18 protein-coding genes are annotated in these 18,434 nt (G+C 67.7%); 14 read left to right on the forward strand and 4 right to left on the reverse strand.

The window, feature by feature from the left end; genetic code table 11:
- The first annotated feature begins 48 nt into the window (after positions 1-48).
- Positions 49-741: a Pr6Pr family membrane protein gene (locus IEW85_RS13295; RefSeq protein ID WP_188686686.1), complete on the forward strand. Its 693-nt coding sequence runs from the start codon at positions 49-51 to the stop codon at positions 739-741.
- A 103-nt stretch (positions 742-844) separates the two neighbouring features.
- On the opposite strand, the gene purB is transcribed toward IEW85_RS13295, so the two are convergent.
- Complete coding sequence (purB, locus tag IEW85_RS13300; RefSeq protein ID WP_373286570.1) at positions 845-2,287, reverse strand: adenylosuccinate lyase; 1,443 nt, start codon at positions 2,285-2,287, stop codon at positions 845-847.
- A 159-nt stretch (positions 2,288-2,446) separates the two neighbouring features.
- Here purB and IEW85_RS13305 point away from each other — a divergent pair, with 159 nt between their 5' ends.
- The gene (locus IEW85_RS13305) at positions 2,447-2,917 is read left to right on the forward strand and encodes a hypothetical protein (protein ID WP_188686690.1); all 471 of its coding nucleotides are present in this window, start codon (positions 2,447-2,449) and stop codon (positions 2,915-2,917) included.
- A 54-nt stretch (positions 2,918-2,971) separates the two neighbouring features.
- Positions 2,972-4,387 carry a hypothetical protein gene (locus IEW85_RS13310; RefSeq protein WP_188686692.1) on the forward strand — a complete coding sequence of 472 codons (1,416 nt, stop codon included), beginning with the start codon at positions 2,972-2,974 and terminating at the stop codon, positions 4,385-4,387.
- A gap of 23 nt (positions 4,388-4,410) precedes the next feature.
- On the opposite strand, the gene IEW85_RS13315 is transcribed toward IEW85_RS13310, so the two are convergent.
- Positions 4,411-4,803 (reverse strand): phage holin family protein, encoded by a 393-nt coding sequence (locus tag IEW85_RS13315; RefSeq protein WP_188686693.1) that lies wholly within the window; start codon positions 4,801-4,803, stop codon positions 4,411-4,413.
- Positions 4,804-4,857: 54 nt separating this feature from the next.
- Here IEW85_RS13315 and IEW85_RS13320 point away from each other — a divergent pair, with 54 nt between their 5' ends.
- The 4 genes from IEW85_RS13320 to IEW85_RS13335 are packed head-to-tail and all read left to right on the forward strand — an operon-like array spanning position 4,858 to position 9,628.
- Positions 4,858-5,961 carry a histidinol-phosphate transaminase gene (locus tag IEW85_RS13320; protein WP_188686694.1) on the forward strand — a complete coding sequence of 368 codons (1,104 nt, stop codon included), beginning with the start codon at positions 4,858-4,860 and terminating at the stop codon, positions 5,959-5,961.
- Complete coding sequence (locus IEW85_RS13325; protein WP_373286569.1) at positions 5,958-7,076, forward strand: thiamine pyrophosphate-dependent enzyme; 1,119 nt, start codon at positions 5,958-5,960, stop codon at positions 7,074-7,076. Before IEW85_RS13320 ends, IEW85_RS13325 begins: the two co-directional genes overlap by 4 nt.
- A complete protein-coding gene (locus IEW85_RS13330; RefSeq protein WP_188686697.1) occupies positions 7,073-8,086 on the forward strand; it encodes an alpha-ketoacid dehydrogenase subunit beta in 1,014 nt (337 codons plus the stop codon). Before IEW85_RS13325 ends, IEW85_RS13330 begins: the two co-directional genes overlap by 4 nt.
- A gap of 33 nt (positions 8,087-8,119) precedes the next feature.
- Entirely contained in the window at positions 8,120-9,628 is a 1,509-nt protein-coding gene (locus IEW85_RS13335) for a dihydrolipoamide acetyltransferase family protein (RefSeq protein ID WP_188686699.1), read from the forward strand.
- Between the two features lie 74 nt (positions 9,629-9,702).
- Here IEW85_RS13335 and IEW85_RS13340 read toward each other — a convergent pair whose 3' ends face one another.
- Both IEW85_RS13340 and IEW85_RS13345 read right to left on the reverse strand, forming a co-directional pair.
- Positions 9,703-9,927: a hypothetical protein gene (locus IEW85_RS13340; protein WP_188686702.1), complete on the reverse strand. Its 225-nt coding sequence runs from the start codon at positions 9,925-9,927 to the stop codon at positions 9,703-9,705.
- A gap of 559 nt (positions 9,928-10,486) precedes the next feature.
- Positions 10,487-11,203 (reverse strand): GerMN domain-containing protein, encoded by a 717-nt coding sequence (locus tag IEW85_RS13345; RefSeq protein ID WP_188686704.1) that lies wholly within the window; start codon positions 11,201-11,203, stop codon positions 10,487-10,489.
- A 383-nt stretch (positions 11,204-11,586) separates the two neighbouring features.
- Here IEW85_RS13345 and IEW85_RS13350 point away from each other — a divergent pair, with 383 nt between their 5' ends.
- From IEW85_RS13350 to IEW85_RS13380, 7 genes are all read left to right on the forward strand, one after another.
- The gene (locus IEW85_RS13350) at positions 11,587-12,432 is read left to right on the forward strand and encodes an HpcH/HpaI aldolase/citrate lyase family protein (RefSeq protein WP_188686705.1); all 846 of its coding nucleotides are present in this window, start codon (positions 11,587-11,589) and stop codon (positions 12,430-12,432) included.
- Positions 12,433-12,484: 52 nt separating this feature from the next.
- Positions 12,485-13,591, forward strand: a complete 1,107-nt coding sequence (locus IEW85_RS13355) for a 3-hydroxyisobutyryl-CoA hydrolase (protein ID WP_188686708.1) — start codon at positions 12,485-12,487, stop codon at positions 13,589-13,591.
- A 133-nt stretch (positions 13,592-13,724) separates the two neighbouring features.
- The gene (locus IEW85_RS13360; protein WP_188686711.1) at positions 13,725-14,264 is read left to right on the forward strand and encodes an OsmC family protein; all 540 of its coding nucleotides are present in this window, start codon (positions 13,725-13,727) and stop codon (positions 14,262-14,264) included.
- The gene (locus IEW85_RS13365) at positions 14,261-15,364 is read left to right on the forward strand and encodes an acyl-CoA dehydrogenase family protein (RefSeq protein WP_188686714.1); all 1,104 of its coding nucleotides are present in this window, start codon (positions 14,261-14,263) and stop codon (positions 15,362-15,364) included. The genes IEW85_RS13360 and IEW85_RS13365 overlap by 4 nt, the downstream gene beginning before the upstream one ends.
- 8 nt (positions 15,365-15,372) lie before the next feature.
- Complete coding sequence (locus IEW85_RS13370) at positions 15,373-16,629, forward strand: CmpA/NrtA family ABC transporter substrate-binding protein (protein WP_188686717.1); 1,257 nt, start codon at positions 15,373-15,375, stop codon at positions 16,627-16,629.
- Positions 16,626-17,450 carry an ABC transporter permease gene (locus IEW85_RS13375; protein WP_229659040.1) on the forward strand — a complete coding sequence of 275 codons (825 nt, stop codon included), beginning with the start codon at positions 16,626-16,628 and terminating at the stop codon, positions 17,448-17,450. The genes IEW85_RS13370 and IEW85_RS13375 overlap by 4 nt, the downstream gene beginning before the upstream one ends.
- A 19-nt stretch (positions 17,451-17,469) precedes the next feature.
- Positions 17,470-18,252: an ABC transporter ATP-binding protein gene (locus IEW85_RS13380; protein ID WP_188686720.1), complete on the forward strand. Its 783-nt coding sequence runs from the start codon at positions 17,470-17,472 to the stop codon at positions 18,250-18,252.
- The last annotated feature ends 182 nt before the right edge of the window (positions 18,253-18,434 follow it).

The raw sequence follows: 18,434 nt of genomic DNA on the forward strand, positions 1-18,434 counted from the left end.
TGCCTGACCGAGCGACGCTGCGTCATACGGCCGTGGCAGAATCTCCCCGTGACCACCGCTGAGACCACACCGCACTCCTGGCAGAGCACGACGCCGGTCCGTCTGGTCCACGCAGCCGTGGCGCTGCTGTGTGCCGCCGGGCTGGCCAGCTCTCTCCACCTGGGCTGGACCCGCGACACCGATCTGCCCGTGGGCGCCGGATTCGCCGGAGGCTTCTCCGCCGGCTGGGAGCACACGCTGAACCAGCTGGCCTATTTCACCTTCGTCTCCGGAGTGCTGGCAGGGGCCACCTCAGCCGTGTTGGCGGTGAAGCCGCAGATCCGTTCGGCGGCCTTCCACGCACTGCGCCTGGCCGGAGTGGTCTGCGTGATCATCACCGGTGCGGTGTTCAACCTGCTGCTTCGCGGCGAGGACGTGCTCACCGGCGTCCAGCTCTTCAACGACACCGTGCTGCACCTGATCGTCCCGGTGCTGGTGCCTGTGGTGTGGCTGGTGTTCGGCCCGCATGGCCGGCTGGGCGGCCGCGCGCTGCTGCTCTCCCTGCTGGTCCCGCTGATCTGGCTGAGCGTGACCCTCGCCCGTGGACCGGCGCTGGACTGGTACCCCTACGAGATCCTCGACGTCCCGCGGATGGGCTACGCCGGCGTCGGGGTGCATCTGGTCTCGATCATCGCGGCCTATGTGCTCATCGGCCTGCTGATCTGGGGTCTCGACCGATTGCTGCACCGGCGCCGGAGCTGAACCTCCCCGCAGACGCAGAACGCCCCGCCCTCTTCCTCAGAACCCGAGGGGCAGAAAGCCCGATCTGACGGAAGAACGCGGGGCGATCCCCCGGTGCTGAGTCTCAGCGGCTGAACTGCTTGGCCAGAGCCGTCGCCAGCCCGGTGTACTGATCCGGGGTCAGGTGCTTCAGCCGCTCCTCGGCCTCGGCAGAGAGGCCCAGCCCGGAGACGAACTCCTTGAGCTTCTCGGCGTCCACACGGCGGCCGCGAGTCAGCTCCTTCAGCCGCTCATAGGGGTTCTCCATGCCCTCGGTGCCGGCGATGGCCTCAGCGCGCATCACCGTCTGGACGGCCTCGCCCAGGACCTCCCAGTTGGCGTCCAGATCGGCGGCGATGACCTGATCGGCCACATCCAGCTGCTTCAGACCCTTGGTCACATTGGACAGCGCCAGGACTGAGTGGCCCAGCCCGGTGCCGATGTTGCGCTGGCCGGAGGAGTCGGTGAGGTCGCGCTGCCAGCGGGACTCCACCAGCGTGGCGCCCAGAGCATCCAGCAGGGCGTTGGAGATCTCCAGGTTGGCCTCGGCGTTCTCGAACCGGATCGGGTTGACCTTATGCGGCATCGTGGAGGATCCGGTGGCCCCGGCCACGGGGATCTGCTTGAAGAAGCCGATGGAGATGTAGGACCAGATGTCCACGCACAGGCCGTGCAGGATCCGGTTGAAGCGGGCGATGTCCGCGTAGATCTCGGCCTGGAAGTCGTGGGACTCGATCTGAGTGGTCAGTGGGTTGAAGGTCAGCCCCAGCGTCTCCACGAACCGCTGTGCGATGCCGGGCCAGTCGGCGTCGGGAGCGGCCGCCAGATGGGCCGCGTAGGTGCCGGTGGCGCCGTTGATCTTGCCCAGGTACTCCTGCTGCTCGATCCGGCGGACCTGGCGGCCCAGCCGGTGGACGAAGACGGTGATCTCCTTGCCCAGCGTGGAGGGGGTGGCGGGCTGGCCGTGGGTGCGCGAGAGCATCGGCACCCCAGCGGCCTGCTCGGCCAGCGTGGACAGGCCCTCCAGAGCCTGTCTGGCGGCGGGCAGCCAGACCTGCTCCACGGCGTCGCGGATGCCCACGGCGTAGCTCAGATTGTTGATGTCCTCGGAGGTGCAGGCGAAGTGCACCAGTGGGGTCAGCTCGGCCAGTCCCAGACCGTCCAGGCGGCGGGCGATGAAATACTCCACGGCCTTCACATCGTGGACGGTCTCAGCCTCGATGGCGCCCAGCTCGGCGATCTCCTCGGACCCGAAGCTGGTGACGATCTCACGCAGCCCATCGATCTGATCAGCGGAGAGCTCCGGAAGCCCGGGCAGCACCTGCTCGCGGCAGAGGTGGATGAACCACTCGATCTCCACGTGGATGCGGTTGCGGTTCAGCGCGGCCTCGGAGAGGTGGTCCACCAGAGGCGCGACGGCGCTGCGGTAGCGCCCGTCCAGCGCGCCGAGGGCGATCGTGGGCTCGGCCGCGGCGAGGCAGATGCGGTCCTGGTCAGCTGAGAGAGCAGTGGAGTTGGCCATGCGCATCATTTTGTCACGTTTCCTCCACACCCCTGGCCTGAGTCACGACGCCGCGCCCGGTCCTCCACAGAACGGGCTCAGCTGCGCTGTGGGCGGGTGCGCCGTCTCTAGCGTCGAGAGCAGCACAGACCACCGGATGAGGGCGTCGGGAGAAGGAGCCAGGCCATGATGCTGAGCATTGCCGCCACGGAGTTGGAGAGGACCGCCGCGGTCTATGAGGACATGTCCGGGGCCCTGAGCAGAGTGGATGCACTGGCGGGCCCCTATGACTCGGCCGTGGCGCGGGCCGAGGACTGCACCTGGGACTCCAGCGCAGGGGAGGCCTTCAGCACGGCCGTGGGATTCGTCAGGGGAGAGGGCCTCTTCGTCGGAGGCGAGGCCTCAGAGCTGGCCTTGGAGGCGCGGACCATCGCTGGGGAGCTGTACGAAGCCGCCTCCATGGCCAGGACGGTGGCCCAGCTGCTGAGCGCGGCGGCCGGCGTCGCGCCGGATCTGCTGCCCGAGGCGGTGTCCCGGGCCGCTGAGGCGTTGGGAGACCCGGTGGGCTTCGTCCGCTTCCTGGAGCAGTACGGGGGAGTGCCCAGTGTGCTCTACACGATCGAGGACATCATCTCCGCCCTGCCCATCGGCGACTGAGGCTGAACTGTACCCTGCTGAACCTTGCACCCTGACAGAGGAGACCGAGCAGATATGTTGACCGTCGATCCCGGGCTCGTGGAGACCGTGCTGGCCCCACATGTCACCGATGCCCTTCCGGACGCCCCGAGCAGTCCCTTCACGGTGAGGAGCTCCGGAGGGCCCACACAGGTCAACCTGGCCTGGGAGCAGCTGCGCAGCGCCACCGTCCATCTGGGGGACGCCACCCAGATCAGCGGTGAGCAGCTCTCCGCCATGCGGGCCGCGGGCGGAGAGCTGGCCACCGCCCCGCTTCCGCTGCACTGGCGCATCCCGTACTTCGCCGCCCGGATGGCGGCTCTGGGGCTGCGCATGTCGGCTGTGAACACGGCGGTGGAGCAGGGGCGCAGTGCGGTGGACACCGCTCATGAGGTCTATCGCTCTGCGGAGGGCGCGGCACAGCGCTGGATGGACCTGGGCGTGCTGGTGGACGACTCTGGCTTCGTGCTGCAGAACCTGGCCCTGGCGCCGCTGGGGAAGGGAGACCCCTATGTGGCCTATGACTGGGCGGCAGCCGCGACGGTGCTCGGCGGAGGGTTGCTGCACCAGCATGCCGGAGGCATCTGGCCGGCGGTCCGGGTGGGCCAGCATCTGGGCCAGGATGCTCTGGCCCAGGAGGAGATGGAGAACAATCAGCTGCAGCTCGGGGACCAGACCACCAGTTTCGACCATCAGGGCGATGAGACCATCGAGGGCTTCTACGAGCAGATGGGGGAGATCAGCTCGCAGGGCGACATCGCCGTGACGGTCACCCATGATGCCGCCGGGGAGCCCGTCTACATGGTCTACCTGCCTGGGCTGGAGGTGGATCCCACAGATGTGAACCGGGAGGACGCCCGCGGTTATCTGGGCTATGTGGACGCCGCCCTCAACGACTCGGAGCAGCTGGCCGGCGTCATCGATCAGGCTCTGGCCGAGGTCGGGGCGGATCCGGGTGCGGCCGTGGCGCTGGGCGGATACAGCCTGGGCGGGATCGGGGCCACCAATCTGGCCGGCAACCAGGCGCTGCAGCAGCGCTACGCCATCCGTGCGGTGACCACGATCGGCGCCGCGGGACAGGACCGGACGCTTCCGGCCGGCACTTCAGTGGTCCACTTCCAGGACAGCCGGGACCCGATCAACCACGTGATGGGGCAGACCCATCAGGAGTCCGGCGATCGCCTGGCCATCACCTACGACTTCCACAATGAGGAGGTCGGCTGGAACAGCGCCTTCGGCGGCGCCCACGACTACGGGCATCACCTGGAGGCCATCCGGCGCCTGGAGGAGACTCCGGAGGAGTACCTCAGTTCGGAGGAGCAGGCCATGCTGGCCGACTTCGGGCAGCTCTACTCAGGGGAGGCGCAGACCTACGTCTTCGAGGCGGGCTGGGAGCCCACCGAGGCCGCGGTCGAGACCCCGGTCGAGGGAGCGGCCGAGCCCGCTGAGTGAGCGCGTGCCTCAGGGCCTGTTCCTCAGGTGGTCGCTGAGACCACGAACCGGTTCAGCAGTGCGGAGACGATGGCCACGATGATGCCGCCCAGGATGGCGTCCCAGAAGAAGCTGGGCACCTGGAAGGTCGGGATCAGCGGGACCAGGGAGGTCAGCCAGCCGGTCAGCAGGAGCATCGCGGCGTTGATCACCAGGGCGAAGAGTCCCAGGGTCAGACAGGTGATGGGCAGAGTCAGGAACGAGACCACCGGTTTGATGATCACGTTGACGAGCCCGAAGACTGCGCCCACAGCCAGGTAGGAAAGGATCAGAGTGCCGGTGTCGCTCCCGCCCTGGGGGATGCCGATCCCGGGGACCAGGAAGGCGGCTGCTCCGAGGGCCAGTGCGTTGAGGATGATCGCCAGTAAGATTCTCACAGAACCGATGATCTCACGCCCAAAGTGAGAAGACTCTGAGAAGGAGACCGGCCCATGCCCGTCACCCCGCGGGAGACGCTGAAGACGCTGCCTGCCTACGCTGCCGGAAAGCCGCCGACGCCGGCGGAAGGCCTGACCCCCTATAAGCTCTCCTCCAACGAGAACCCGCTGGGCCCGGTGCCGGCGGTGGCCGAGGCCATCGCCGCAGTGGACACTCTGCACCGGTACCCGAACCCCACCGCGGAGAGCCTGCGGGCCGCCATCGCGGAGACCTACGGCGTGGACGCCGAGGACGTGGTGGCCGGAACCGGCAGCCTGGGCGCGCTGACTCAGATCATCAACACCTTCGCCGGAACCCGCTCCGACGGCGGCCAGGACGAGGTCATCTACGCCTGGCGCTCCTTCGAGGCCTATCCGATCGTGGTCCGCACGGCCGGGGCCAAGGACATCATGATCCCAGTGACCCAGGACGGGCGTCACGACCTGGAGGCCATGCTCGCGGCCATCACCGAGAACACCCGGGTCATCCTGCTCTGCACCCCCAACAACCCCACCGGGCCGGCTCTGACTCATACGGAGGTGGCCGAATTCCTGGACCGCGTGCCCGAGGACATCGTGGTGGTCATCGACGAGGCCTACCACGAGTTCGTGCGGATCGAGGATCCCGTGGACTCCCTGGCGCTCTGCCGCAGTCACCCCAATGTGGCCGTGCTGCGCACCTTCTCCAAGGCCCACGGCCTGGCCACGCTGCGGGTGGGCTACTCCATCGCCCGTCAGGAGATCACCCAGCATCTGCGTGTGGTGACCGTTCCCTTCACCGTCTCCACACTGGGGGAGACCGCCGCCGTCGCCTCTCTGCAGCACCTGGATCAGGTGGAGGACCGGGTGGAGGAACTTGTAGAGGAGCGACAAAGAGTGCGTGCCGCCCTGCTGAGAACCGGATGGCAGATCCCGGAGGCCCAGGGCAACTTCCTGTGGCTCCCACTGGGGGAGAAATCCCTTGATTTTGCGCATGAGGCCGGTGTGCAGGCCCTGGCGGTGCGAGCCTTCGACGGCGACGGCGTGCGGGTCACCATCGGTGAGCCTGAGGCCAACGATCGCCTGATCGCATTGTGCACTACCTACACACGCGCAGCATGCGCGGAACTGACAGAATGAACGCTGTGCAGCCCATACAGCTACTCGCGCCCGAGGGGACGCTCTCCGAGAACGAGACCTACAGCCCCTATATCGCCGCGCTCAGCGACGAGGACCTCCGCAGCCTCTACCGGAATATGGCCCTGGAGCGTCGTCTCGACGCCGAAGCCACCTCCCTGCAGCGTCAGGGGCAGCTGGCCCTCTGGGTCCCGGCACTGGGTCAGGAGGGTGCACAGGTCGGCACCATCGCCGCGCTGAAGCCCAGCGATATGGTCTTCCCCACCTACCGCGAGCACGCGATGGCGCTCTACCGGGGCATCACCCCGGAGGAGCTGATCACCCAGTTCCGCGCCGTGGCACACGCCGGCTGGACCCCCGAAAAGTACAACTTCCATCTCTACACCGTGGTCCTCGGCGCCCAGACCCTGCACGCCGCCGGCTGGGCGATGGGCATCGCCCAGGATCTGCGCACCGGCTCGGTGCCGCGCGGCCGTCAGGAGGACGAGATCGTGCTGGCCTGCCTGGGCGACGGCGCCTCCAGCCAGGGCGATGTGCATGAGTCTATGGTCTTCGCCGGCTCCTACGGGCTGCCCGTGCTCTACTTCATCCAGAACAACCACTGGGCCATCTCCGTGCCCACCTCCACCCAGTCCAAGGCCCCGCTGGCCGCCCGCGCCGGCGGCTACGGCTTCGAAGGCGTCCGGGTGGACGGCAACGACGTGCTGGGCAGCTACGCCGTGGCCGCCCATATGGCCGAGCAGATCCGCTCCGGCCAGGGGCCCAAGCTGATCGAATCGGTGACCTACCGGATCGGCGCCCACACCACCGCCGATGACCCCACCAAATATCGCAGCGCCGATGAGGTGGAGCGCTGGAAGGCCCAGGATCCGCTGGACCGCTACCGGACCTGGCTCACCGCCCAGGAGACGGCCGATGAGGGCTTCTACCAGCAGGTGGAGGAGGAGGCCGAAGACCTCGCCGCCGAGCTGCGCCGGGCCACGCTGTCCATCGAGGCCCAGCCGCTGGAGGAGGTCTTCGACACCGTCTACGCTGAGCCTCACCGGCAGATCGAGGCGGAGAAGGCCTGGCTGAAGGACTATGAGGCGGGCTTCGCCGAGGATGGGGATAAGGCATGAGCGCTGAGCTGAGCACAGAGCAGCAGGCACAGCAGCCTGAGGAGATGGTGCTGGCCAAGGCCATCAATGCCGCCCTGCACGATGAGCTCACCGCCGATGAGAAGACGCTTCTGATCGGAGAGGACATCGGTGCCCTGGGAGGCGTCTTCCGTGTGACCGACGGACTGCAGTCCCGGTTCGGCACCGACCGCGTGATCGATTCCCCCTTGGCCGAGTCCGGCATCGTGGGCACCAGCATCGGCATGGCCATGCGCGGCTACCGTCCGGTGGCCGAGATCCAGTTCGACGGCTTCGTCTTCCCGGCCTTCAACCAGATCACCACCCAGCTGGCCAAGATGCACAACCGCTCCGACGGAGCGATCACCGTGCCGGTGACCATCCGCCTGCCCTACGGCGGCTCCATCGGCTCCATCGAGCACCACTCGGAGTCCCCGGAGGCGCTGTTCGCCCACACGGCGGGCCTGCGGATCGTGGCGCCCTCCAACCCGCATGACGCCTACTGGATGACCCGCCAGGCGATCGTCTGTGATGACCCGGTGATCATCCTGGAGCCCAAGCGCCGCTACTGGCTCAAGGGCCCGGTGGACCGGCAGAACCCGGCCCCGGACGCCTTCACCGCCCAGGTGGTCCGCGAGGGCGCCGACGCCACCATCGCCTGCTACGGGCCCCTGGTACCGGTGGCCCTGGCCGCGGCGGAGGCCGCCGCCCAGGACGGCCGCAGCATCGAAGTGGTGGACATCCGCTCCATCAGCCCCTTGGACGATGAGACCATCGCCCGTTCTGCGGCGAAGACCAGCCGGCTGGTGGTGGCCCATGAGGCCCCCACCTTCGGCGGCTTCGGCGCAGAGATCGCGGCCCGGGCCGCGGAGAAGGCTCATGGCCGGCTGCGTTCGCCGGTGCTGCGGGTGGGCGGATTCCACATGCCGTATCCGCCGTCGAAGCAGGAGCACCGCTACCTGCCGGATATCGACCGCATGCTCGAAGCCGTCGACCGCAGCTTCAGCTACTGAGTCCGCTCAGCACCTATTCGAGGAGAGTCCACCATGGCTGAGACCTTCAACCTTCCCGACGTCGGCGAGGGCCTGACCGAGGCCGAGATCGTCGCCTGGCGGGTCGCTGTCGGGGACACTGTGGCAGTCAACGACATCGTGGTGGAGATCGAGACCGCCAAGTCTCTGGTGGAGCTGCCCGTGCCCTTCGCCGGCACCGTGGAGGAGCTGGTGGTCCCCGAGGGTGAGACCATCGAGGTCGGCAGCCCGCTGATCCGCATCGCCGCCGAGGGCGAGGCCCCGGCCCCGCAGGGTTCGGATGAGTCCGTCGAGGAAGAGACCGCAGAACCCCACGCGGAGCAGAAGAACCAGCCCGAGCAGAAGTCCCAGAAGGGCCAGCGCAGGAGCGCTGAGAAGAGGTCCCAGCAGAAGTCGGCCGGAAAGTCGGTGGGGGAGAAGACCCCCGACGCCGGCGGCGACGCCCTGGTGGGCTCCGGTCCGAAGGCCGATGTGGCCGTGCGCCGCCCCCGCGTCCGCCACACAGAACCGGACTCCGTGGACGTCTCCGACCTGGGTCTGCCGGATCCTGTGCTGCCGATCCGAGACGGCGGATCCGGTGCTGCTCCGGACATCGCCGATATCGTCTCCAAAGCCAGCCCGCCGGTGCGGGCGCTGGCCAAGCGGCTCGGCGTCGCCGTCTGGGAGCTGGTCGGCTCCGGCGGCAACGGCAAGATCACCCGCGACGACGTCGAGCGTCAGGCCCAGGAGAAGCAGGCTCAGCGCTCCGCCGGGGGAGCCCCCGCGCGCAGCCTGCCGGTGACCGCTTCCCCGCGGCCGCCGGTCCCTGCTGAGCAGGGGCTGCTCTATGAGGGCCCGCGGGAGGAGAAGATCCAGGTCCGCGGCGTCCGTAAGGCCACCGCCGCCAACGTCTCCCATATGGCGGCGAACGTCCCGCATGTCTCCGTGTTCAAAGAGGTGGATGTCACCCGGACCATGGAGCTGCGTGAGGCGCTGAAGAAGGATCCCTCCTTCGAGGGCCTGAGCGTCTCCCCGATGCTCTTCGCCGCCAAGGCGATCATCTGGGCCGCACGGCGGAACCCGCAGGTCAACGCCTCCTGGCATGACACCCACTACACGCTGAAGAACTACGTGAACCTGGGCATCGCCGCCGCCACACCGCGTGGACTGGTGGTTCCGGTGATCCACGAGGCGCACACCTTCAACACCCGTGGTCTGGCGGCGGCGATCACCCAGCTGACCGTTGATGCCCGGGATGGGCGGACCACCCCGGCAGAGATGCAGGGCGGGACCATCTCCATCACCAACGTCGGCAGCCTGGGGCTGGACGGCGGCACACCTATCCTGCCTCCGGGGCAGGCCTCCATTGTGGCCCTGGGACGCGTGCAGAAGAAGCCGTGGGTGGTGGACGGCCAGATCGTCCCGCGGGACATCATGATCATCGGCGGCTCCTTCGACCACCGGCTGATCGACGGCGAGCACGCCGGGCGATTCATCTCCGATGTGGCCGCCGTCCTTGAGCAGCCGGGCCTGCTCCTGGACTGAACCTGCTCCTGGCGGGGGCTTTCCTATCGGCCGGTCCAGATCGGCTGGCCTCCAGCCGAGAGGCCCCGCTCGCTTCAGAGCAGGTGCGTCCACTGGGCGTGCTCCAGCAGGACGTCTTGGCGGCGCCTCTCGGCGGCCAGCCGATGCTCCTGGGTCTGGACGGTCCGCTCTCTGCGCTGCTGCGCTCGGAGCTCCGCACGCTCGGCGCGGGTCTGTGCCCATTCCACCAGTGCCTTGCCCAGGGCGAAGGCCAGCCGATGAACGGCCGTTTGGGGAACAGGGTAGCTGCTGATAGACATAGAAGTCCTTAGGAATGTCGAAAAACGGCAGGGTGGAATAAGGTTTATATCGCGCCGATAAATAAGGGTACGATCGTTGAGTGATACTGCGTGAGGCACAGAAGAACGCCCGCTTGCTGAAAGCCTCCCCGTGACTGACCACGGTGGATCAGAGGCAGGAGGCCCTTCAGAGGATCATCCGGTGATGCGAAGAGGCTGCGCGGCGAGAACAGTCATAGCCACGCCTGTGCGGCGGGATGACAAAAGGCTCGACAGCCGAGAGATTCCTGTGTCTGTGCGGCTCAGTGAGCGGCGGCAGTGACGTGGAAGCGACCGGTGAAGAGGGGTCGGTCCGCGCTGATGGCGCCTACTGTCCGCAGGTTCAGATGCTCTGCGGTCTTCATGGATGTGAATTTCATGGTGCCCCTCCTTTCAGCAGGCTCGTTCCGTACAGTGACAATCACGAAGCTATCACGGGAATTTGAGGCAGGGAACCCCTGAAAAAGAATTTCTCGCAGAGATTCGTGCAGAACTCAGCGAGCCGACGGAAGGGGAGCGGTCGGCGTCGTGGTGAAGAAGATCAGTTGTGGGTGATCTCTTGGATCTCCAGCGGAGTCTCCGCCGGAGGCAGGCCGAGCTCCTCGTGCAGGGGAGTGCCGTCGATCAGCACCTCACTGTCATCGGCGCCGGTGACCACCCGTGCGGTGGTCTCCAGCTGGGTGAGGATCTGCCAGGACTCGCATTCGTCGCGGGAGGAGGCCTCTCCGCTCAGCTCCACGGTGACGGTGTCGCCGTCGGTCTCCACCGACTCCACGGCCAGGGTCTCGGAGACGGAGAGAGGGTTGCTGAAGGCTGGATCACCGTGGTAATACAGCGGGTCGTTGATCAGGTACTCAAGGGCGGTCGGTGCCGGATCATCGGTGACCATCGGGACCGTCTGGATCACGCTGACGGTGTCGCCGCAGCCGAAGCTGCCCGTGCGTGCGATCTCGATCTGGTGGGCCTGATCCGGATCGGCCTCGAAGAGCTCGTTGCCGTCCTCATCCACCGGGTCGCCGGGGGCATCGGTGCCCTCCAGCGTTCCGTCCTCGCCGATCGGCGCGCCCTCGGAATGTCCGTCCGGGGTCACCATGGCCACCGGGAGGCGGACGGTGTCATCGCCCTCGAACTCCGGCTGCGGGATGGCGTTGGCGGGGCTGTCTTCCTCGGTCTGGTCCTCCTCGCCCCCGCCGCAGCCGGCAAGGATGAGCGTCAGGGCCGCGGCCGTGCCGGTGAGCCGGAGGGGACGGAAACTCATCGCTCCAGGATAGGAGCCGCGGCTGGACAGCACGAATCGACAGGCCCATGCCTACGGCGAAAGAAGAGGGAGGGGGCGGGAGGGGGACAGTGAACGGGGGCAGTCCCCCTCCCGCACTGCGAGAAGAAACCGGGTGCTTTCAGGGGTGGGATGAACCGACACCCGGCCAGCAGAACTTCTCGCGGGGCAGATGACAGCATCAGAGGGAACGGAAAACTCTGATGTTGTTATCGCAGGGTGGGTTGTGAAGACTTCAGGGGCGTCTCCATCGGGATGTTTCAAACTTGAACATCAACCCACACATCCATACTGGGATGTGCCGATGCCCATGTCAACAGACGTGAATCGGAAACATTCGGGCCTGGGGACGATAGGCTGTGTCTATGCCGATTCGGAACCGTCGCGCCGCCGCACTTCCTGCCAAGCTCTCCCGCTCCTGGCTGCTGATCAACGCCGCCAAGGAGGAGGATTTCGCGCCGGGTCTGGCCAGCGAGGCGGACTCCGTGATCTTCGACCTCGAGGCCTCGGTGCCCGATGATCAGAAGGCCGGCGCACGCCAGTCGGTGATGGAGGCGCTCAACGGCGGCATGACCGCCTGGGTGCGCATCAGTCCCACCACCTCGGAGCACTGGGAGGATGACGTCGCCGCCCTCTCCAGGGCCGATGGTCTGCGCGGCGTGATGCTCGCCGAGACCGAGCGCCCGGACCAGGTCACCTACACAGCCATGCATCTGAAGGCCGGCACCCCGGTGATCGCTCTGGTGGAGTCTGCACTGGGCGTGGAGAACGCCACGCAGATCGCTTCGGCCCCAGGCACCTTCCGCCTGGCCTTCGGCACCAATGACTTCCGCAAGGACGTGGGTGTCTCCGCCGACCCCATGGCCCTGGCCTATGCCCGGTCGCGGCTGGTCATCGCCTCCCGTGTGGGCGGTCTGCCCGGGGCCATCGACGGCCCCACTCCCGCCGACGCCGACGACGCCGCCACTGCTGAGGCCTGCGAGGTCACCGCCTCCATGGGTATGACCGGCAAGCTCTCGCTCAACCGCGCCCAGGTGGACGCAGTGAACAAGGGGCTGAGCCCCTCGGAGGACGAGCTGGCCTGGGCTCGCGAGCTCATCGAGGCCCACGAGTCCGGCGCCTCCATCGGCGACGGCTCCTACCTGCCGCGTCTGACCCGCGCCCGCAAGATCGCCTCCCTGGCCGACAGCTACGGCCTCTGGAACGCATAGGGGGCGCCTTACGGGCTACCGAGGAGGCCCTGCGAAAGGTAACGTCTCTCACATGGGAAAAGAGACTTTCACAGGCGATGTGGCCTTCGAGCACCGCGGCCGCCTGGGGATCATCACGCTGAACCGGCCCAAGGCCTTCAACTCGCTGACTGAGCTGATGTGCGAGTCCGTCCTGGTGCAGCTCCAGGAATGGGCCGAGGACGACGGCGTCCTGCAGGTCCTCATCCGCGGCGCCGGAGACCGAGGCCTCTGCGCCGGCGGCGACGTCGTCGGGGTCCACCACGACATGGTGGAGAAGCAACCTCTGGACGGCGGCGACCTGCTGCCCGAGGGCACTCCGGCCTATCAGGCCGACTTCGCCGGGGAGCGGTTCTTCTCGGTGGAGTATGCGATGAACCGGTACATCGCGGCCTACCCCAAGCCCTATATCGCCCTGATGGACGGTCTGGTCCTGGGCGGAGGCATCGGGATCTCAGCCCACGGCTCCCACCGTCTGGTCACCGAGCGCACCCGCGCGGGCATGCCGGAGACCACCATCGGCTTCGCCCCGGATGTGGGCGGCACCCACCTGCTGGCCCGCGCGCCGCAGAACCTCGGCCTGCATGCCGGGCTCACCGGAGCACATCTCGACGCCGCCGATGCGCTCGCCCTGGGCCTGGCCGATGCGCAGATCGCCTCCGAGAGCATCGATGAGCTGATCCAGGTGCTCTCCGAGGATCCGGTGGACGAGGCCCTGCCGCGGTTCGTGGTGGAGCCGGCGTCGTCCTCTCTGGCCGGGGCCGCCTCCTGGATCGAGCAGGCCTACTCCGGAGCCACCGTGGAACAGATCCTGACCGCTCTGGATGAGCTGGGTGCAGACATCCCGGCCGCCGCGGAGGCGGCCGCCACGCTGCGCACCAGATCGCCCACCTCATTGAAGGTCGCCCTGCGCTCCATCCGGGGCGCGGCCGAGCTGAGCTTGAAGGGCGCGCTGGTGCAGGAGTACACCATCGGGGTGCACGCGCTGCGCTCCCATGACTTCCGCGAGGGCATCCGGGCTCAGCTGGTGGACAAGGACCGGGATCCGCAGTGGCGCCCGGCCACGCTGGAGGAGGCCGACGAGGAGCTGATCGACCACTACTTCGCGCCGGTCCCGGGGAGAGTGCTCAGCTTCGCATGAGGTCACAGCGGACGTGTTTCGCTTTGTGTCTGAGCCTCGTCCCAGATTGTTGGACAAGACGTAGCATCGTGACGCACATGCATGTCGATCTGTGGGCCGACGGGCCCGCCGGACACCGAGGAGAAGCATCGCTATGACTACTGAGAACGCACAGCTCGGCGGCATCGACGCCGAGGGCCTCGAGAACCTCGCTGCCAAGAACATCGAGAAGCCCGAGCACGGTCACAAGGTCGTGAAGTCCAAGACCGTGTGCGAGTCCGGCTTCCGCAACCAGAACTACGTCCGGGATCACCAGCCCTTCCTGATCTCCGAGCCGCATAAGCTGCTCGGAGACGACGAGGCACCCAACCCCACCGAGATCGCGCTGGGCGCCCTGGGCTCCTGCATCTCCGTGGGCCTGATGGCCAACGCCACCAAGCGCGGCGTCACCCTCTCCACGATCGAGGTGGACGTGGAGGGCGACATCGACATCTCCGCCACCTGGGGCGTGGGCGACCTGGATGAGGACAAGCGCCTGGGCGTCTCCCACCTGCGCATCAACGTGAACCTGGACGGTGACGCCGATCAGGCCACTCTGCAGGAGATCACCGACTCCGCGCTCAAATGGTCCCCGGTGCTGAACACCTTCACCCGTCCGGCCAGCTGCGAGTCCACCCTGACTGTGGGCGAATGAGCGTCACCACGGCTGAGAACCCTCTGGCTGAGGTCGGGGTCCCTCATGAGCTGCTGACCCAGGTCAGCGAGGCTGCCGCGGCCGTGGACGCTGGGGAGGCCCACCCGCGTGAGGTCTTCCCGGCGTTGGCCGCCGCGGGTCTGATCGATCTGGGCGCACCGGCGAACACCGGCGGTCAGCTGCTGCGCCAGGCCGCTGTGGTGGAGGCGCTGGCGGAGCGTTCGCTCTCCACCGCCTTCGCGCTGTGGGGCCACCGGATGAGCATCGAGTACCTGGCGGCCGCCGGCGGCGAGTACGCCGAGGGGCTGTTGGCTCAGCTGCGCACCGGTGAGGTCCCCGGCGTCTCCGGAATGGCCTCTGCCTTCAAGACCTACGCCGGGGCCGGATCGCTGGATCTCACCGTGGACCGGGCTGAAGACGGCGGGCTCACCCTCTCCGGGCGCCTGCCCTGGGCGTCCAACCTGTACCCCGATGCCGTCGTGCTCTCGGCCGCCTACGGGCCCGCCGATGACCTCGACGCCGCGGGGGAGCGCAAGAAGCTCATCCTGGCCTTCCGGATCTCCGATGAGGGCGTGAAGGTCGGCCGGGACCTGAATCTGTTGGCCCTGCAGGGGACCGCCTCCACCTCTGTGAAGGTCGAGGGCCTGCGCCTGGAGTCCCAGCAGATCCTGACCGAGGACTTCGACGAGTTCATGGGCCGCTGCCGGCCCACCTTCGCGGTGCTGCAGTCCAGCTTCTGCCTGGGCCTGGCCACGGAGAGCTTCCGTCAGGCGCGCGCCAATCTGCCCGGACTCAATGAAGTCTTCGAGGAAGACTTCATGCAGCTCGGTCATGACCTCGGCGCGGCCAAGGAGCAGCTGGCCGACTTCGCCGTACGCGTGGCGGGTGAGGAGCCGCCGGGTCGCCGCGACGTGCTGGCCCTGCGCCTGGAGGCCGGTCGGCTGGCCGTCGCCCTGGCCACGCTGGAAGTCAAGACTGCCGGCGGCAAGGGCTTCATCGCCGACTCGGCCCCCAACCGCCGCTTCCGCGAGGCCACCTTCATCCCCGTGCAGTCGCCCTCGGAGGCACAGCTGCGCTGGGAGCTGGCCGAGGGGAAGTAGGCGCTGTCATGCACAGGAGTTCGGCTGCGGCCGTGCCCTCGGTCCGCGCGCTGACACGACGCCGTTTGGTCGGTCTGGGTGCCGGCGCATCGGCCGCCGCCCTGCTGGCCGCCTGTGGGCGGGCGGGGAGCAGCTCCGCCGTGCACGCGCCCGAGTTCGAGCCCGCGCTGCCGGCGCCCGACGGTCTGGAGCAGCGTGACATCACCATCGGCTTCGTGCCGATCACCTGCTCCTCACCGATCGTCAACGCCGCGGCGCTGAACATCTACGAGCACTACGGACTCAACGTGACGCTGCGCCGGTTCACCGGCTGGGCGGAGCTGTGGATCGCCTATGTTGCCGGTGAGCTGGACGCTACGCAGTTCCTGGCGCCTATGCCGTTGGCCATCCATCACGGATTCGCCGACGGCCAGCGCGACACCCGGCTGCCCTATGTCACCAACATCAACGGCAACGGCATCAGCGTCTCCCAGGAGCTGCAGGGCCAAGTGGAGGGACCCGAAGACTTCGCCGGGCTGCGCCTGGGGCTGCCCTTCGACTACTCGGTGCACAACCTGCTGTCCCGGGACTATCTGGCTTCCGGCGGGCTGAACCCGGATGAGGACGTGGACCTGCGCATCATGCGCCCGGCCGATATGGTCACCGCGCTCTCCGTGGGCCAGATCGATGCCTTCTGCCTGCCGGACCAGTTCAACCAGCGGGCTGTGGCCGAGGGGGCCGGATTCATCCATACCCTCACCAAGGACCTGTGGGCGGATCACCCCTGCTGCAGCTTCGCTGTGGCCGATGACTTCGCCGCGGCCAACCCGAACACCTATACCGCCCTGCTGCGCGCCATCGGGGACTCTGCGCTCTACATCGATGACCCGGATCACCGGGCCGACACCGCCTCCCTGATGGCCCAGCCGGCCTATCTGGGGCTGCCCGAGCCGGTGCTGACCGCCGTGCTGACCGGGGAGTTCCCCGACGGCACCGGCCAGGAGCGCTCGGTGCCGGACCGCATCGGCTTCCAGCCCTACCCGCATGAGTCCTATGGAGTCTGGATGGTGGATGCCATGCAGCGCTGGGGCCTGACCGGGGATCAGAGCTTCAGCACGGCGCAGGACTATTCCGCCGCCGTCGGGGAGGTCTTCGACGCCGAGGCCGCCCGTGAGGTGCTCGGAGAGCTGGGCGGTGTGACCGAGGAGCGGTCCGCCGAGACCGTTCTGGGCGAGACCTTCAGACCGCAGAACCCCGCCGAGTGGAATGAGCAGGTGACCCAGTGAGCACATCGACGCCGCAGGCGCTGCAGCAGCGCGCAGCCAAGGAGCGCACCGGCTACCGGCTGAAGACCGCAGGTCTCTTCCTGGTCTTCACCGTGGTCTTCCTGGGGTTCTGGCAGCTGGTCACTGCAGGCTTCGACGACGGCGGGCTGGCGCCCACTCCGGCGGCCAGCTGGGACCGGCTGGTGGAGGTGCTCTCCACCGCCTTCGTGCACAACCCGCCCAATGAGGTGGGCATCTTCTTCCACCTGCTGGCCTCCCTGCAGCGGGTGCTGCTGGGCTTCGGCCTGGCGGTGCTGATCGCCATCCCGCTGGGCGTGCTGCTGGGCACCAGCCGCGTCATCAACGACTCCCTGGACCCCTTCATCCAGGTGCTGCGTCCGGTCTCCCCGCTGGCCTGGCTGCCCATCGGCCTGGCCGTGCTGCGCGACGCCGAATGGACCGCGGTCTTCGTGATCTTCATGGCTTCGCTGTGGCTGATCCTGATCAACACCATCGACGGGGTGCGGCGGGTCAACCCGCTCTACCTGGACCTGGCCCGGACGCTGGAGGCCACCTGGGCCAACCGTACGCTGAAGGTGCTGCTGCCGGCTGCGCTGCCCGGCGTCGTGACCGGTCTGCGCACTGCGCTGTCCACCGCCTGGCTGGTGATCGTCGCGGCGGAGATGATCGTCGGCAGCCGCGGTATGGGAACCTTCGTGTGGACCGAGTGGAACGCGATGAACGTGAACAGCATCGTGGTGGCCATCCTGATCATCGGCGTCGTCGGGTTCGCGCTGGACCGCTCCATCGCCCAGCTGCACCGTCTGACCCCCAAGGCCTGAGGCACACAGAGGACACATCATGACCGAACAGCTGACCGTCGAGGCCATCACTAAGGGATTCGCCCACCGGAAGCGCGGCTTCCAGCCGGTGCTGGGGGAGATCTCCTTCTCCGTGGAGGAGGGCGAGTTCGTCACGATCATCGGGCCCTCCGGATCCGGGAAGTCCACGCTGCTGAAGGTGCTGGCGGGCCTGGAGCTGCCCGACAGCGGCCGCGTCTGCCTGGAAGCGCGGCCCATCACCGGGCCCAGCCGGCGCCTGGGTGTGGTCTTCCAGCAGCATGTGCTGCTGCCTTGGCTGACCGCCGAGCAGAACGTCATCTTCGCTCTCGACGCCGACGGGCGCTCCGACCGCAGCCCGGCGCAGAAGGAGGAGCTGGCGGAGAAGTGGCTGGACCTTGTCCACCTCTCCGAGGCGGCCGATAAGAAGCCAGGCCAGCTCTCCGGCGGCATGCAGCAGCGGGTGGGGATCGCCCGGGCCTTCGCCCTGGAGTCCGAGGTGCTGCTGCTGGATGAGCCGCTGGGTGCTCTGGACGCGCTGACCCGGCATTCGCTGCAGCAGCAGCTGCTGCACCTCTCCGAGCAGGAGAAGCGCACCTTCGTACTGGTGACCCACGACGTCGACGAGGCGCTCATGCTCTCTGACCGCATCCTGGTGCTCTCCCAGGGGCCGGGCGCGCGGGTCCAGCAGGACATTCGGGTGCCCTTCGGCAGGCCGCGGGACCGTGAGGCCGTGGAGTCCAGCGAGGATTACCTCGGGCTGCGCCGAGACCTGCTGGAGTCGCTGACCTCGGCGGCGGACTGAAGGGCGAGGTCTCGGCGTCGCGGTGCTGATCGCCCCGGGCTTTTCCTCGTTTCGGGCGGTGGATTCGAGCGGTGGTCGCAACAACAGCGATCTCAGCTGGTCGTGAGCAACTCTTTCATACGGTCGGCAGGACTGTCCCAGCCCAATGTCTTCCTAGGCCTGCCGTTGAGCTTGTTCGCGAC

Origin of the sequence: Nesterenkonia cremea (genome assembly GCF_014642675.1) — a bacterium.
Classification (GTDB): domain Bacteria; phylum Actinomycetota; class Actinomycetes; order Actinomycetales; family Micrococcaceae; genus Nesterenkonia; species Nesterenkonia cremea.